Source organism: Agrobacterium sp. 22-3639C2, assembly GCF_053522105.1.
The window spans coordinates 37,111-51,657 of sequence record NZ_JBNWDB010000006.1; the positions used below are offsets into that span (position 1 = coordinate 37,111).

The 14,547-nt window shown below is 57.9% G+C and carries 14 protein-coding genes; 1 reads left to right on the forward strand and 13 read right to left on the reverse strand.

The window, feature by feature from the left end; translation table 11 throughout:
- Positions 1-32: 32 nt before the first annotated feature.
- The 8 genes from ACQZ6D_RS23515 to ACQZ6D_RS23550 all read right to left on the reverse strand — a co-directional run bounded on the left by ACQZ6D_RS23515 (position 33) and on the right by ACQZ6D_RS23550 (position 8,286).
- On the reverse strand, positions 33-1,412 hold the full coding sequence (locus ACQZ6D_RS23515) for a bifunctional folylpolyglutamate synthase/dihydrofolate synthase (RefSeq protein ID WP_174002930.1): 1,380 nt from the start codon (positions 1,410-1,412) through the stop codon (positions 33-35).
- Between the two features lie 85 nt (positions 1,413-1,497).
- Positions 1,498-2,391: an acetyl-CoA carboxylase, carboxyltransferase subunit beta gene (gene accD / locus ACQZ6D_RS23520; protein WP_013635186.1), complete on the reverse strand. Its 894-nt coding sequence runs from the start codon at positions 2,389-2,391 to the stop codon at positions 1,498-1,500.
- A gap of 27 nt (positions 2,392-2,418) precedes the next feature.
- Positions 2,419-3,258 carry a tryptophan synthase subunit alpha gene (gene trpA, locus ACQZ6D_RS23525; RefSeq protein ID WP_003516338.1) on the reverse strand — a complete coding sequence of 280 codons (840 nt, stop codon included), beginning with the start codon at positions 3,256-3,258 and terminating at the stop codon, positions 2,419-2,421.
- A gap of 4 nt (positions 3,259-3,262) precedes the next feature.
- Positions 3,263-4,483, reverse strand: coding sequence for a tryptophan synthase subunit beta (trpB, locus tag ACQZ6D_RS23530; RefSeq protein ID WP_448730132.1), 1,221 nt, complete (start codon positions 4,481-4,483; stop codon positions 3,263-3,265).
- A 1-nt stretch (position 4,484) separates the two neighbouring features.
- Positions 4,485-5,147: a phosphoribosylanthranilate isomerase gene (locus tag ACQZ6D_RS23535; RefSeq protein ID WP_038489227.1), complete on the reverse strand. Its 663-nt coding sequence runs from the start codon at positions 5,145-5,147 to the stop codon at positions 4,485-4,487.
- A gap of 102 nt (positions 5,148-5,249) precedes the next feature.
- Complete coding sequence (locus ACQZ6D_RS23540) at positions 5,250-6,017, reverse strand: M48 family metallopeptidase (RefSeq protein ID WP_013635183.1); 768 nt, start codon at positions 6,015-6,017, stop codon at positions 5,250-5,252.
- A gap of 68 nt (positions 6,018-6,085) precedes the next feature.
- Positions 6,086-7,318, reverse strand: coding sequence for a polyhydroxyalkanoate depolymerase (locus ACQZ6D_RS23545; protein ID WP_019565942.1), 1,233 nt, complete (start codon positions 7,316-7,318; stop codon positions 6,086-6,088).
- A 125-nt stretch (positions 7,319-7,443) separates the two neighbouring features.
- Positions 7,444-8,286, reverse strand: a complete 843-nt coding sequence (locus ACQZ6D_RS23550; protein WP_019565943.1) for a fumarylacetoacetate hydrolase family protein — start codon at positions 8,284-8,286, stop codon at positions 7,444-7,446.
- A gap of 127 nt (positions 8,287-8,413) precedes the next feature.
- Between ACQZ6D_RS23550 and ACQZ6D_RS23555 the strand changes: the two genes are divergently transcribed.
- Complete coding sequence (locus tag ACQZ6D_RS23555; protein WP_111790434.1) at positions 8,414-9,016, forward strand: nitroreductase family protein; 603 nt, start codon at positions 8,414-8,416, stop codon at positions 9,014-9,016.
- Between the two features lie 104 nt (positions 9,017-9,120).
- Here the strand turns inward: ACQZ6D_RS23555 and gyrB are convergent, their stop codons facing one another.
- From gyrB to ACQZ6D_RS23580, 5 genes are all read right to left on the reverse strand, one after another.
- Positions 9,121-11,556 (reverse strand): DNA topoisomerase (ATP-hydrolyzing) subunit B, encoded by a 2,436-nt coding sequence (gene gyrB / locus ACQZ6D_RS23560; protein WP_013635179.1) that lies wholly within the window; start codon positions 11,554-11,556, stop codon positions 9,121-9,123.
- Positions 11,557-11,710: 154 nt separating this feature from the next.
- Positions 11,711-12,076, reverse strand: coding sequence for a helix-turn-helix domain-containing protein (locus ACQZ6D_RS23565; protein ID WP_003516346.1), 366 nt, complete (start codon positions 12,074-12,076; stop codon positions 11,711-11,713).
- On the reverse strand, positions 12,073-12,642 hold the full coding sequence (locus ACQZ6D_RS23570) for a Smr/MutS family protein (protein ID WP_065705049.1): 570 nt from the start codon (positions 12,640-12,642) through the stop codon (positions 12,073-12,075). The genes ACQZ6D_RS23565 and ACQZ6D_RS23570 overlap by 4 nt, the downstream gene beginning before the upstream one ends.
- Complete coding sequence (gene mltA / locus ACQZ6D_RS23575; RefSeq protein ID WP_065705051.1) at positions 12,639-13,751, reverse strand: murein transglycosylase A; 1,113 nt, start codon at positions 13,749-13,751, stop codon at positions 12,639-12,641. The genes ACQZ6D_RS23570 and mltA overlap by 4 nt, the downstream gene beginning before the upstream one ends.
- Complete coding sequence (locus tag ACQZ6D_RS23580) at positions 13,748-14,446, reverse strand: Tim44/TimA family putative adaptor protein (RefSeq protein ID WP_003516349.1); 699 nt, start codon at positions 14,444-14,446, stop codon at positions 13,748-13,750. Before ACQZ6D_RS23580 ends, mltA begins: the two co-directional genes overlap by 4 nt.
- Positions 14,447-14,547: the final 101 nt, after the last annotated feature.

A 14,547-nucleotide genomic window follows, 5' to 3' on the forward strand; every position in this document is an offset into this window, starting at 1 on the left:
AAAGAAAAGCCCGGCAGCGATGCCGGGCTTTTTTATTCGGGAGCCGTACCGTTCAATGCAAGCGCGTTTCCGGCAAGATAAAGCGAGCCGCCAATCAGGATGCGCGGCGGCGGCCCTTCGGGATCGAAGCGACGCGATAGCTCGTCCAGCGCCTCGGTCAGCGAAGATGTAGGTGCCGCAACCAGACCGGCATCAAAGGCCGCATGGGCAAGCACGACGGGATCGATCGCGGCATCTGTACCGCCGATTGGAACCGTGAAGACATACTCCGCGATATCGGCGAAAGCCTTGAAATAACCCACCGGATCCTTGGTGTTGATCATGCCGGCAATGATGAAGAGCGGGCGCGGTGTCTTTTCTTCAAACCCCGCCATTGCCTCGGCAATGACTTCGCCCGCGCCTGGGTTGTGACCACCATCGATCCAGATTTCCGCATCCTTCGGAGCGATTTCAGCGATTTTTCCGGTTAGGACACGCTGAAGACGGCCGGGCCATTCCACTGTTGTCATGGCCTTTTCGATCATCCGCTCCGTCACCTCAAAACCGGCAGCCTTGACGGCCCGGATCGCGGCAGCGGCATTGGCAAGCTGGTGGCGACCGGGAAGACGTGGCAGCGGCGCATCGGTCAGGCCGAATTCATCCTGGTAGACCATACGGCCGAATTCTTCATGGGCGGAAAAATCCTGCCCATAGACTGATGCCGGGCAACCAAGACGCTCAGCCGTGGAAACGAGGGTATCCAGCGCCGCATCATACTGCTGATGACCAATGACGACAGGGGAACCCGACTTCATGATGCCGGCCTTTTCAGCGGCAATCAATTCCACCCGGTCGCCGAGATAGGCCTGATGATCGAGCGATATCGGCATGATAACGGAAACGGCCGGGTTGTTGATCACATTGGTCGCATCGAAGCGCCCACCGAGTCCAACCTCGACCACGGCAGCATCTGCCGGATGCTCCGCGAAGAGCAGAAACATCGCGGCGGTCAGAATTTCGAAAACCGTTATCATCTGGCCGCCGTTGGCAGCTTCGATGCGGCGCAGCGCATCCGCAAAGACGGCATCATCGACATAACGGCCTTTTTCGCCGGAAACGCCGATGCGATAACGTTCATGCCAGTTCACGAGATGCGGAGAGGTGTGAACGTGCACGGAAAGTCCTGCCGCCTCCAGTAATGCGCGGCAAAAGGCCGTAACCGAACCCTTGCCGTTGGTGCCTGCGACATGAATAACCGGCGGCAACCTTTTCTGAGGGCTGCCTAGTTTTTCCAGAAGACGGGAAATTCTGTCCAGTGAAAGATCAAAACCCTTGGGGTGAAGCTGCATCAGCTTTTCGATGATCTGTTCGGCCTCGCCGATTGCGGGCTTCGTCATATCTTCTGTTCGCCTTTCAGGCGTTGTATTGGCCATTTGTCCGCCGCACCCGAGATGAAATCATGCAACGTGTAACGTCATCCCGAAGGCGCTTCCCGCCTCCGGGCGACATATTTTTCCGTCAGGCCGAAGCCGCAAGCGGAATGACCGCGTTTGCTTCTGCCGGAGCCTTCGTCATGATCTTGAGAAGGCTTGCCAGCGTATCGGGAATTTCGCGGCGATCGATCACCATATCCACCATGCCGTGCTCCAGCAGGTATTCCGATGTCTGGAAGCCTTCAGGCAGCTTTTCGCGAATGGTCTGTTCGATCACGCGCTTGCCCGCAAAGCAGATTTCGGCGCCCGGCTCGGCAATATGCACGTCGCCCAGCATGGCGTAGGAAGCAGTGACACCACCCGTCGTCGGGTTCGTCAGAACCACGATGTAGGGCATGCCTGCTTCTTTCAGCATATTGACAGCAACCGTGGTGCGCGGCAGCTGCATCAGTGACAGAATGCCTTCCTGCATGCGGGCCCCACCGGAGGCCGGGAACATGACCAGCGGGCAACGCTCGGAAATGGCGCGCTCGAACGCCTTGACGATGGCTTCGCCGGCCGCGATGCCGAGAGAACCGCCCATGAACTGGAATTCATGCACAACGGCAACGATCTTCAGGCCTTTCAGGAGGCCAACGCCGGCAAGGATAGTATCTTCCTGCTCGGTCTTCGTGCGGCTGTCGCGCAGACGGTCGGTGTATTTCTTGGAATCGCGGAACTTCAGCGGATCCTGCGCTACCTTCGGCTGCGGCAAGGCCTCATAGACGCCACCATCGAAAAGATCGACGAGACGCGCCTTTGCCGGCATCTTCATGTGGTAACCGGAAGCGGGAATGACCCACTTGTTATCTTCCAGATCCTTGTGGAAGACCATCTCGCCCGTTTCCGGGCACTTGATCCACAGGTTCTCAGGAACCTCCGGGCGGCGGCCAAGCATGGAATTGATCCGGGGCCGTACGTAATTGGTGATCCAGTTCAACTGACTACTCCTGACTGGGCCGCGCGCTTATTCCGCAGCGGCAAGGCGCGACGCACGCACGCCCGTTGAAAGTCCTTTTACCAGCGTCGTGACGGATGGCACGGTATCGGCGGTTGCCTGCCCGTCCTTCGTCAGACTGCCGGCAATCTGGTTGACGATGGCCGAACCGACCACCACGCCATCCGCCACGGCACCGATCGCTTTGGCATGATCGGCCGTCTTGACACCAAAACCGACGCAAACCGGCAGTTCCGTATGCGCCTTGATACGACCGACCGCGCCTGAGATCAACGAGGGATCGGGCAGTGCGGAACCGGTAATACCGTTCATCGATACGTAATAGACGAAACCTGAGGTATTTTTAAGAACGGTCGGCAAGCGCTTGCCATCCGTCGTCGGCGTGGCGAGACGGATGAAATTCACGCCGCGCGCCAAGGCGGGCACGCAAAGCTCATCATCCATTTCAGGCGGCAGATCGACCACGATCAGACCATCGACGCCAGCCGCCAACGCATCGTCCAGAAATTTGTCGACGCCGTAGATGTAGATCGGATTGTAATATCCCATCATCACGATCGGGGTCGCGTCGTCTTCCTTGCGGAACTCGCGGGCGAGATCGAGCGTGGTTTTCAGCGTCTGGCCGCCTTTCAGCGCGCGCTGTCCTGCCAGCTGGATCGCCGGGCCATCCGCCATCGGGTCGGAAAACGGCATGCCGAGCTCGATAACGTCGGCGCCTGCTTCCGGCAGGGCCTTCATGATGCCGAGCGAGGTTTCGAAATCCGGGTCGCCGCCCATGAAATAGGTAATCAGAGCCGGGCGGTTTTCAGCGCGCAGATCGGCAAAGCGCTTGTCCATACGTGCAGTCATGGTCTTACATTTCCATTCCGAGGAACTTGCTGACGGTGTGGACATCCTTGTCCCCACGACCCGAGAGATTCATCAGGATGATCTCATCCTTGCCCATCTTCGGTGCGCGCTTGATGACTTCCGCCAGCGCGTGACTTGGCTCCAGAGCGGGAATGATGCCTTCGAGGCGCGTCAGCATCTGGAAGGCGTCCAGCGCCTCGTGGTCCATGATCGGTACATATTCCACGCGGCCGATATCGTTCAGCCAGGAATGCTCAGGGCCGATGCCGGGATAATCGAGACCTGCGGAGATGGAATGGCCTTCCTTGATCTGGCCATCCGCATCCTGAAGAAGGTAGGTGCGGTTTCCGTGCAGAACCCCCGGCGAACCGGCCGTGATCGAAGCGCAATGCTCCTCACCCGAAAGACCCCTGCCGCCAGCCTCGACGCCGACGATACGGACACTCTTGTCATCAAGGAAAGGATGGAAGATGCCGATGGCATTCGAGCCACCGCCAACAGCCGCAATGACCATATCCGGAAGACGGCCCTCCGCCTCCATCATCTGTGCCTTTGCTTCCTCACCGATGACGGCCTGGAAATCGCGAACCATTTCCGGATAGGGATGCGGGCCGGCAGCTGTGCCGATCAGGTAATAGGTGTCATCGACATTGGTGACCCAGTCGCGCAGCGCCTCGTTCATGGCATCTTTCAGAGTGCCGTGGCCGGCCGTTACCGGCTTTACCTCAGCGCCCAGAAGCTTCATGCGGAAAACATTCGGCGCCTGACGGGCAACATCCGTCGCGCCCATATAAACGACGCAGGGCAGGCCGAAGCGCGCGGCGACGGTCGCCGAGGCAACGCCGTGCTGGCCGGCACCGGTTTCGGCAATGATACGGGTCTTGCCCATGCGCTTGGCAAGCAGGATCTGGCCAAGGCAATTGTTGATCTTGTGCGAGCCGGTGTGATTCAGCTCTTCGCGCTTGAAATAGATCTTGGCGCCGCCCAGTTCGGCCGTCAGGCGTTCCGCGAAATAAAGCGGGCTCGGGCGGCCAGTATAATGAGCGCCGAGATATTTGAGTTCTGCCTGAAATTCGGGATCGGTCTTTGCCTTCTCCCACTCCGCCTGCAAATCCAGAATAAGCGGCATCAGCGTTTCGGCAACGAAGCGGCCTCCGTAAATGCCAAAACGGCCGTCCTCATCGGGACCGGCGCGGAAAGAATTGGGTGTTGGCGCGTCGTTCACTTCAAGCTCCCTTTGGGCCTTTCGACCAATCATTCACCACATCGAAGAATGCATCAATCATCGCAAGATCCTTGACGCCCGGCGCGCTCTCCACACCGGACGACAAATCCAGTCCGCCAGCTCCGGTTTCGGCCAGAGCCTCCGCGACATTGTCCTTGTTCAATCCCCCGGAAAGCATGTAATCGATACTTCCGTCAAGAGAGCGCAGGATGGTCCAGTCGAAGGATACTCCGTTGCCTCCCGGCAAATCGGAACCCGCAGGCGCCTTGGCATCCAGCAGGAAACGGTCGGCTATGCCTATATAGGGATCAATCTTGGCAAGATCAGCGGCGTCGCGAACGGAAAGCGCCTTCATTACCGGAAGTCCGTAGAGTGCTTTGATGTTCAGCACCCTCTCCGGGCTTTCACTGCCGTGCAATTGCAGAATATCCGGTCTCAGCAGATCGACGATCTCGTCCAGATCATCATTGTCGGCATTGACGGTAACGGCGACAACCTTTGCGGCGCCACGGGCGGCTTCCGCCAGCCTGCCGGCGATATCGGGCTCGATGTTGCGGGGGCTCTTTTCAAAGAAAATAAAGCCGACATGGGAGGCGCCGCGCCTGACGGCACGCTCCAGCGCTTCCGGTGTCTTCAATCCGCAAATCTTGATATCCGGTTTCATACCCGCGACCTGACACGAAATGCGACAAGAGTCGAGCCAAATCGCACCCGTTTTCCATGGAATGTTTCACGTGAATCCAGATGGCGATGCACGCCTCCACTTTCAATCAAAATCGATAGCGTGGAGTTTAGAGCCGTGACGTTTCAGCCATTCCTTGGCTTCCTGCGTATGCGGGCAGAGTTTTTCGCACAGGGCCCAGAATTTCGGGCCGTGGTTCATTTCCCGCAGATGCGCAACCTCGTGGGCTGCGAGATAATCGATGACCTTTTCCGGAGCCATGACGATACGCCACGAGAAACTCAGATTTCCATCATGGGAACACGAACCCCAGCGGCTGCGGGTGTCCTTCATGCTGATGGATCGCACGGGCTTTCCGGCCGCGCTCGCGTGAACCGCAACAAGCCTCTCCAGATCAGCCTTCGCTTCCTTTTTCAAAAACATGGCCACCCGTCTGCGGAGGTGTTCGGGCGCTCCGCTGACTTTCAATACCGCCGTGCCGTCCTCGTCTTTGGAGATATGAGTCAGGCCACGCAGGCTGCCAGTGTGATGGATACGATGGGATACGCCGCGAATATCAACCGACGCACCATGACGCAAACCGTCATCTGGGGTGATTTTCGAAAGCTTGCCTTCAATCCAGCCCTGATGCCTTTCGAGAAAATCATCCACCTGGCCATGGTGAAGCCCCATCGGGATCGTCAGCTTCAGAGCCCGGCCGCCGGGTTCGATGCGCAAGGTGATGCGCGTGGCGCGCGGGTTTTCCTTCACCGTAATTGGCACATGACGGCCAGCCACCTCGACGGTGCGCTGGCTGGGCGCTACCTTTTTCGGCGCCGGCGACTTCACGGATTTTCTGAGGAACGAAAACATGGACTGTTCATAGCCGATTCGACACCGGCTTGGCCACGCAAATGCGCGGCATCGCCTGGCTTCCAGCGCTAGACAGTCTGATTCTTGCGGATGAATTCCACCATGCGCGGCACAATCTCCTTGCGGAAACGCGACCCGTTGAAAACGCCGTAGTGACCGACGTCGGGCTGCATGTAGTGCGCACGCTTTTCATCGGGGATGTTCCGGCAAAGATCGTGCGCGGCTTTGGTCTGGCCCACACCGGAAATATCGTCGTTTTCGCCTTCCACGGTGAACAGCGCGACGTTACGAATGGCAGCGGGATCGACCGCCCTGCCCCTATGCTGCATGTTTCCCTTGGGAAGCGCGTGTTCGATGAAGACGGTTTCCACTGTCTGCAGGTAGAACTCCGCCGTCAAATCCATCACGGCCAGATATTCATCGTAAAAATCGCGATGCTTCTCAGCGGAATCGCCGTCGTTCTTGACGAGGTTCAGGTAGAAATCCTTGTGTGCCGTCATGTGCTTGTCGAGGTTCATGGACATGAAGCCGGATAATTGCAGAAAGCCGGGATAGACATTCCGGCCAAAAGCCGGCTGCGGCCACGGTACCTGCATGACGACATTGTCGCGGAACCATTCGATTGGCTTGGCCGTGGCCAGACCGTTGACAGCTGTGGGATTGATGCGCGTATCGATCGGACCGCCCATCAGCGTCATGGATGCAGGCGCGAAACCGTCACCATCGGCTTCCATCAGGGACACTGCGGCCAGAACCGGAACCGAAGGCTGACAAACGGCGACCACATGGGCGCCGGGCCCGATCTCGCGCAGCATATCGATGACGTAGCTGATGTAATCGTCGAGATCGAATGTCCCTTCGGTGACTGGCACCATGCGGGCATCGATCCAATCGGTGATATAGATATCCGCCGATGGCAGCAGCGCCTCGACCGTTCCCCGCAGCAATGTGGCGTAGTGGCCTGACATAGGCGCCACCAGCAACACCTTCGGATCTGGTTTGCGGGCCGCATCGAGTTCTTTTTTGAAATGAACGAGATTACAGAAGGGACGCGACCAAATGATCTCTTCAGTGACGGCAACGGTCCGGTCATCGACGGTGGTAGTCGCCAAACCGAACTCCGGCTTGATGTAACGGCGCGTCAGCCGCTCGAATACCTCAAAGCCTGCATCGAGGCTTCGCCCGAAGGCGGTGCTGGAAAGCGGGTTCAAAGGATTGCTGCATGCCTGGCGCATCATATCGGCACCGGCGCGCAGTGGCGCCATCGCCGCATGGTTCATTTCATAGAGGTGGTAGAACACTGATTACGCCTCCTCGCGGATCAAGCTCTTTTTTTGACCATAGCAGCTTTTCGCAACTGCACAAAATCGAAGGCGCCGGTGGTTTCCCTCCGGCGCCTCAATTTCAGTTGAACGTTTGTTGATAATCAGATGTCGGCAACGAAGGTCTGTTTCTGGGAACCGAGGCCTTCAATGCCGAGTTCAACGACATCGCCGGTCTTGAGGTAACGCGGGGGCTTCTGGCCCATGCCGACGCCGGGAGGCGTGCCGGTGGAAATGACGTCGCCGGGATGCAGAGACATGAACTGGCTGAGATAGGAAACGACATGCGCGACGCCGTAAACCATGGTCTTGCTGGAGCCGTCCTGCATTGTCTGGCCGTTGACCTTCAGCCACATTCCGAGGTTCTGCGGATCGGTGATTTCGTCCTTCGTGACCAGCCAGGGGCCGATCGGACCGAAGGTGTCGCAGGACTTACCCTTGGTCCACTGTCCGGCACGCTCCGTCTGGAACGCGCGCTCAGAAACATCGTGCGAAACGCAATAACCGGCGACGTAGTCGAGAGCATCGGCCTCAGATACATATTTCGCGGTCTTGCCGATGACGACGCCGAGTTCGACTTCCCAGTCGGTCTTCTCAGAACCGCGCGGAATGACAACGTTATCGTTCGGACCGACGATTGCCGAGGTCGCCTTCATGAAAATGACCGGTTCCGGCGGTACGGTCGCACCGGTTTCAGCGGCGTGGTCAGAGAAATTGAGGCCGATACAGATGAATTTTCCGGTTCCGGCAACGCAAGCGCCAATGCGCTCTTCGGAGATTACGGGAAGAGTGCCGAGGTCGATGGCGGCAATCTTCTTCAGGCCTTCCGGAGAAATGGCTTCACCGCCGATGTCTTTGACATGAGCAGACAGATCGCGGACTTTTCCTTCCGCGTCGAGGATCGCAGGTTTTTCCTGGCCAGGCTGGCCAACGCGCATCAATTTCATGGAACTCTCTCCCGGTTGTCAGACAAGGTGATGCATATATGAACGATACATTCATACTTGTCACCCCTTGACTGCTTCGACTTTCGAAAAATACCTTTTCCCTCCCGACAATCAAAAGGACACGCCCGTGACAAATAGCAATTCCCGGCAATCCGAATATCCCGTCGATCCACTCTTCCTCGATCGCTGGTCTCCTCGCGCATTCGATGGAGATGCGATGCCAAACGAGCATCTGCTGACCATTCTCGATGCCGCGCATTGGGCGCCATCGGCATCCAACCAGCAACCGTGGCGGTTTGTCTACGCGCACAAAGATAGCGAGGATTGGCCGCTCTTCGTGGAACTGCTGATGGAAGGAAACCAGCGCTGGGCAAAAAATGCCTCAGTGCTGCTCTTCGTCCTTTCCCGCGACCACAATATTTCACGAGAGGGTGAGAAAAAGCCTTCAGCGACCCATTCCTTCGATGCCGGTGCGGCATGGTTTTCACTCGCCATGCAGGCGCATCTGCTCGGTTACCACGCCCATGGCATGGCAGGCATATTTAAAGACCAGATCGTGGAAAAGCTTGATGTTCCGGATGGATATAAGGTGGAGGCCGCAGTTGCCATCGGCACATTGACCGACAAGGCTGTTCTTCCTGACGATCTGGCAGAACGGGAAGTGCCCAGCAAGCGCCTCCCCCTTTCGGACGTAGCTTTCAAGGGGCGGTTCAGCGGCAAGGCCGATTGATATCCGACAACACAGATGACAAAAGGCCCGGCGGAAAATTGACCGCCGGGCCTTTCGTTAAAGTTTCGTTTCACGTGAATCGTCACGCGAGACGTCCCACAGGATTAAATGTCGAGATTGGCAACGCTGAGCGCATTTTCCTGAATGAAGTCGCGGCGCGGTTCCACCTCATCGCCCATCAGGCGCGAAAACAGGCCGTCGGCATCCGTGGCATCGTTGACCTTGACCTGCAGCAGCGAACGTACATTGGCGTCGAGTGTGGTTTCCCACAGCTGCTCGGCGTTCATTTCACCGAGACCCTTGTAACGCTGCATGGAAAGACCCTTGCGGCCGGCGGCGAAAATAGCATCCAGAAGCGCACGCGGTCCGGCCAGTTCCATAGTGCCGTCCTTGCGTTGCAGAACCGGCGGAGTGACGTAAATATCGCGCGTGCGGGCCGCGAGCTGATCGATATGACGGGCATCGACCGAACCGATCAGGCCCATATCGAGCGTCGAGATTTCCTTGACACCGCGTACCATGCGCTCGAAGCGCAAGCCGCCATCTTCCAGCACCAGGCCGGACCAGCCGCGTTCGGTTTCTTCCGCGATCATGTCCAGACGCCGGGCCACTTCGGCAACGGTTTCCTGGGCACGGGCAGCATCGGCCGAAAGCTCGGGGTTCAGGGCACCCGCAATGGCGGCCTGTTCCACGATGGAGCGGCTGTAGCGGGAATGCAGACCGTCGATCAGCGTGCGCATGCGCACCGCATCGAGAATGACCTCACGAAGGTCAGCGCCGATGCGTACTTCGCCGGAGCCGAGCGTCAGCGACGTATCCTCGATGCCCATCGAGATCAGATATTCTTCCAGCGCCTTCTCATCCTTGAGATACTGCACGGATTTGCCGCGCGTCACCTTATAAAGCGGCGGCTGGGCGATATAGAGATGGCCACGCTCGATCAGTTCCGGCATCTGGCGGAAGAAGAAGGTCAACAGCAGGGTACGAATGTGGGCGCCGTCGACGTCAGCATCCGTCATGATGATGATCTTGTGGTAGCGCAGCTTGTCTGCGTTGAATTCGTCCTTGCCGATCGACGTGCCGAGCGCGGTGATCAGCGTGCCGATTTCCTGGCTGGACAGCATCTTGTCGAAACGGGCGCGCTCAACGTTCAGGATCTTACCGCGTAGTGGCAGGATGGCCTGCGTTTCGCGCGAGCGGCCCTGCTTGGCCGAACCGCCTGCGGAGTCACCCTCGACGAGGAAGAGTTCGGATTTCGCCGGATCGCGTTCGGAACAATCGGCGAGCTTGCCGGGCAGAGAGGCGATATCGAGCGCACCCTTGCGGCGCGTCAGTTCGCGCGCCTTGCGGGCGGCTTCACGGGCAATGGCCGCTTCCACCACCTTGCCGACAAGAATCTTGGCGTCGGACGGATGTTCCTCTAGCCAGGTGGACAGGGCCTCATTGACGAGACTTTCCACGACAGGGCGCACTTCAGACGAAACGAGCTTGTCCTTCGTCTGCGAAGAAAACTTGGGGTCGGGAACCTTGACGGAAAGAATTGCCGTCAGTCCTTCGCGGCAGTCCTCACCCTGCAAGCTGACCTTTTCCCTTTTCATGATGCCGGAAGTCTCGGCATAGGATGTCATCTGACGCGTGAGCGCCGCGCGGAAGCCAGCCATATGGGTGCCGCCGTCGCGCTGGGGAATGTTGTTGGTGAAGCAGAGCACATTTTCGTGGTAGCTGTCGTTCCACCAGAGCGCGACCTCAACCGTGATGCCGTCCTTTTCGCCATGAATGGCGACCGGCTTGTCCACCAGCGGTTTCTTGGCCCGGTCGAGATAACGCACGAAGGCTTCAAGACCGCCATCGTAGAGCAACTCTTCCTGTTTGATATCAGAATGACGCTTGTCGGTGAGCACGATACGAACACCGGAATTCAAAAACGCCAGTTCGCGCAGGCGATGCTCCAGCGTACCAAAATCATAATCCGTCATGGTGAAGGTGTCGGGGCTCGCCAGGAAGGTGACTTCCGTGCCGGAGCGGCCCTCATATTCGCCAATGACCGAGAGCGGAGCATCGGCAACCCCATGGGTGAAGCCGATTTCGTGCAGCTTGCCATTGCGGCGGATTCTGAGCTTCAGCCAAACCGAAAGCGCATTTACGACCGAAACGCCCACGCCATGCAGACCGCCGGAAACCTTGTAGGAGTTCTGGTCGAATTTTCCGCCCGCATGAAGCTGGGTCATGATGACTTCCGCGGCGGAAACGCCCTCGGAAGAATGGATATCAGTCGGAATGCCGCGTCCGTTGTCCGTTACCGTCACCGAACCATCGGCGTTGAGCGTTACCGTCACCAGATCGGCATGACCCGCAAGAGCCTCGTCGATGGCGTTGTCGACCACCTCGTAGACCATGTGATGCAGACCGGAGCCGTCATCGGTATCGCCGATATACATGCCGGGCCGTTTGCGCACAGCATCAAGACCCTTCAGGACCTTGATCGAATCGGCTCCGTATTCAGTGTTGGCGCCGACTTCGCTTGACGATGTTTCGGTCATAAGTACTCTTTCCAAAATTTCCTGGCCAAGTTTCAGTGAGAAGGCCTGAAGCCCGCGAATCACTCAAATCCGACATACGACTATAGAAATTCTACACTCAATCCCAAAGGCCACATGCCTCAGAACGCTGCATAAAGCAGGGGATAGAGGGGTTTCAATCGCAAGAACGGCTTTTTTGTAGCACCGCTGACAGTTCCTCTATCACACTCAGCGGCAGCTTGCGAATATCCCGCGCCAGCCGATTGGCAAAAGCCGTATATTGCGGCGGCAGACCGACCGTGTCGATCGCCACCTTGGGGTCGGAGGAGCCGGCGAGAAAGAACAATTCCTCCGCCTCATCCCAGATGATGTTGAAATATCCGGCGATGCGCTGGAGGAGATCGAAGCTCGGTTTGCCGCGTTTGCCGTGCTCCAGTGCCGAGAGATAAGCGGGGGAAACGCCGATTGCCGCCGCCATCTCCTTCTGTGTCACACCCTTGCGCTCACGAAGCAGCCGCACGGCTTCTGCAAAGGGCGTCATGATTTTTCACCCTTGCGGCGCGCCAACCGGACATAGAGAGCGCCATCGCCGCCGTGATTGGCGGATGCATCCTCATAGGACGAAATCAAGTAACGATATTCCGGTTTGGCGAACCACATGGGCACGGCCCTTTTCAGCGCACCATCGCTGCCGATGGAGCGACCCTTGCCGGTGATGACGAGCACGTGCCGGAGGCCCCGTTCGTGCGCCCGCAATAGAAAGTCGAGCAGAACCGCATGGGCTTCGCTCTGAAACATGCCATGCAGATCGATACGTCCTTCCAGCGGCAACCGCCCGCGCGTCAACTTGCGCTTAATCGGCTTTTCCATCGGTTGATGAATTTTTGGCTTCTTGTCCGGCGTAAAGGGCGAAACGTCCACCGGCTCCGCGAGCATCCTAGGGAAGACGGCGTTTGCCGTTTGCGGGACGACAGGTTCCGCCGCGGCTTCCTCGATATCGTCGAAAGCCAGCAAATCCTCCAGCCTGCCGGAGATGGGTCGGGCTGTTCTTGCGACCTTACCCCACAGAATGCGTTCTTCCTTGCCAAGCTTTCGACTGCCCTTCATCGCCGATACCTTTTCGCAGCAACATGCGGCAGCAGCATATAGAAATCGGCGTCGTTGCGCACTGTGCCTGCAAGTTCCCCGGCTTCAAAACCCGAGCCGGTGAAAATGTCGCCGCGTGCCGGGCCAACGATGGCCGAGCCGGTATCGAGCGCCAGCATCAACCGCGCGAAGGGCTTGCCATTATCCAGGTGGGTCAATGACGGCGCATGGATAAAGAAGGGAAAACCGAAGGTGTGGATGAGCCTGTCCACCGCAAGCGCCCGCCCGGCGACCAGCGGCACCTTGGCGGCGGCGATCGGTCCCATATCCAGGCCGGCAACATCAGCCTCCCGGAAAAAAATATAGGAGCGATTATGCCATAGCACCCCATCCACCTCATCCGGATGGTCGGCGAGCCATTTGCGAATTGTCTGCATCGAGATCGTTTTCGGATCCAGTTCCCCACGATCCAGAAGCAACCGACCGATCGGCGAGAACGGATGCCCGGCCTTGGCGGCATAGGTGATGCGTTTCACCTCTCCATCAGGAAACAGAAGACGGGCAGCACCCTGAACGTGGACGAAAAACAGATCGACCTTCGATTTCGCCCAGGCAATCTCAAGCCCCCTGCCCTGCAGATATCCTTCGTCGATCGCGCGGCGATCGGGAAAATAGGAAATGCCGTCCTCACCCTCTCTGCCAAAAGCATAGGACGGATCGAAACCGCTCGGGCGATTTTCGTCGTCGATATCCACCAGCTCCGGTGGGCGGCGGTAGACCGGATACTTCCAGACATCGTCGCGGACGGACGATACCTCAAGCTCCGGTTCATAAAAGGCAGTTACAAAACCGCGTTTTCCGCCGGGTGGTGAAATTTTGAAAGGTACACAATTCGTCTCGAAAAACCGGCGGGCCTGCTGGGGACTATCCGCTTGTTCCTCATCGGCCAGTTCCAGAAGCGAGGCCAGTTCGCCGGCGGTGAGACCCAGCGCGCCGGTCCTGTAGGGTTTTGAATTCCGAAGATGTGACAGGATCGTCCGCATCGCCGGAAACAGCTTACGCGGATCGTCGTCCTGCCATCCCGGCAGATCACCGAAAGAAACTTCTTCGAACGAAAAGGGCGTGTTCATTGCTCGGATTCAGTGGCGATCAGCTTCCAGTTGGGATCGCGCGAGCGGACATCACGCGAGAAGGTCCAGATGTCGTCCACTTCCGCAACCGCATCGGGATCGCCGTCCACCAGCTTGCCATCCTTGTCATAGGTGGCCGAAATCAGCTGGCTGACTATTCTGAGCGTGATCTGCTCTTCGGAATCGCGGATACCGGCCTGGGTGATATCGGCCTTCTCTATTCCCACGAAAGTGGACTTGACCACCTCGCCGCGACTTTCCCGCTCGGAAATGGCCGCCTCGAACCCGTCGAAAACTTCCTTCGACAGAAGGTTCTTCAACGTCTTGCGGTCACCATCGGCAAAACCCATGACGATCATCTCATAGGCCATGCGGGCGCCGTTCAGGAATTCCTTGGGGCGGAAGGTCGGGTCCTTGGTCATCAGCTCGCGCAGGGATGTATTCAAGGCAGTATCGACGGGTGCCAGAGCATCCGCCTCGGCAAAGCGGTTTTCGTCCTCCGCCTCAGAGCGTTTGGGCAGGGTCACGACCTTGTTATCGTCCGTGACGGGGCCTTTCGCGACATCGCGCGGCGTGTAAGGGTCGAATGGCGGCTTCTCATTGCCGGTTCGGCGACCAAGAACGCTGCGCAGCTGAAGAAAGATCAGCACCGCTGCAACGAGAAAAAACAATGTGATAAAGTCGCTAAAGCCCATCTTTTACCAAAACCGCCATTTAAATTCAAAAACCTGAACATCATATAGTCTGCATCTTATCATCATTCAAATGTGCAGATTCAATCATCGGTGTTCTCGGG

What these genes read in the sequence shown, in the direction of transcription:
- ACQZ6D_RS23515 (WP_174002930.1), bottom strand. Translation starts at nt 1,412, where the DNA reads ATGGCCAATACAACGCCTGAAAGGCGAACAGAAGATATGACGAAGCCC.
- ACQZ6D_RS23550 (WP_019565943.1), bottom strand. Translation starts at nt 8,286, where the DNA reads ATGAAATTGATGCGCGTTGGCCAGCCTGGCCAGGAAAAACCTGCGATC.
- ACQZ6D_RS23540 (WP_013635183.1), bottom strand. Translation starts at nt 6,017, where the DNA reads ATGTTTTCGTTCCTCAGAAAATCCGTGAAGTCGCCGGCGCCGAAAAAG.
- ACQZ6D_RS23535 (WP_038489227.1), bottom strand. Translation starts at nt 5,147, where the DNA reads ATGAAACCGGATATCAAGATTTGCGGATTGAAGACACCGGAAGCGCTG.
- ACQZ6D_RS23570 (WP_065705049.1), bottom strand. Translation starts at nt 12,642, where the DNA reads ATGAAGGGCAGTCGAAAGCTTGGCAAGGAAGAACGCATTCTGTGGGGT.
- gyrB (WP_013635179.1), bottom strand. Translation starts at nt 11,556, where the DNA reads ATGACCGAAACATCGTCAAGCGAAGTCGGCGCCAACACTGAATACGGA.
- trpA (WP_003516338.1), bottom strand. Translation starts at nt 3,258, where the DNA reads ATGACTGCACGTATGGACAAGCGCTTTGCCGATCTGCGCGCTGAAAAC.
- mltA (WP_065705051.1), bottom strand. Translation starts at nt 13,751, where the DNA reads ATGAACACGCCCTTTTCGTTCGAAGAAGTTTCTTTCGGTGATCTGCCG.
- ACQZ6D_RS23580 (WP_003516349.1), bottom strand. Translation starts at nt 14,446, where the DNA reads ATGGGCTTTAGCGACTTTATCACATTGTTTTTTCTCGTTGCAGCGGTG.
- ACQZ6D_RS23565 (WP_003516346.1), bottom strand. Translation starts at nt 12,076, where the DNA reads ATGACGCCCTTTGCAGAAGCCGTGCGGCTGCTTCGTGAGCGCAAGGGT.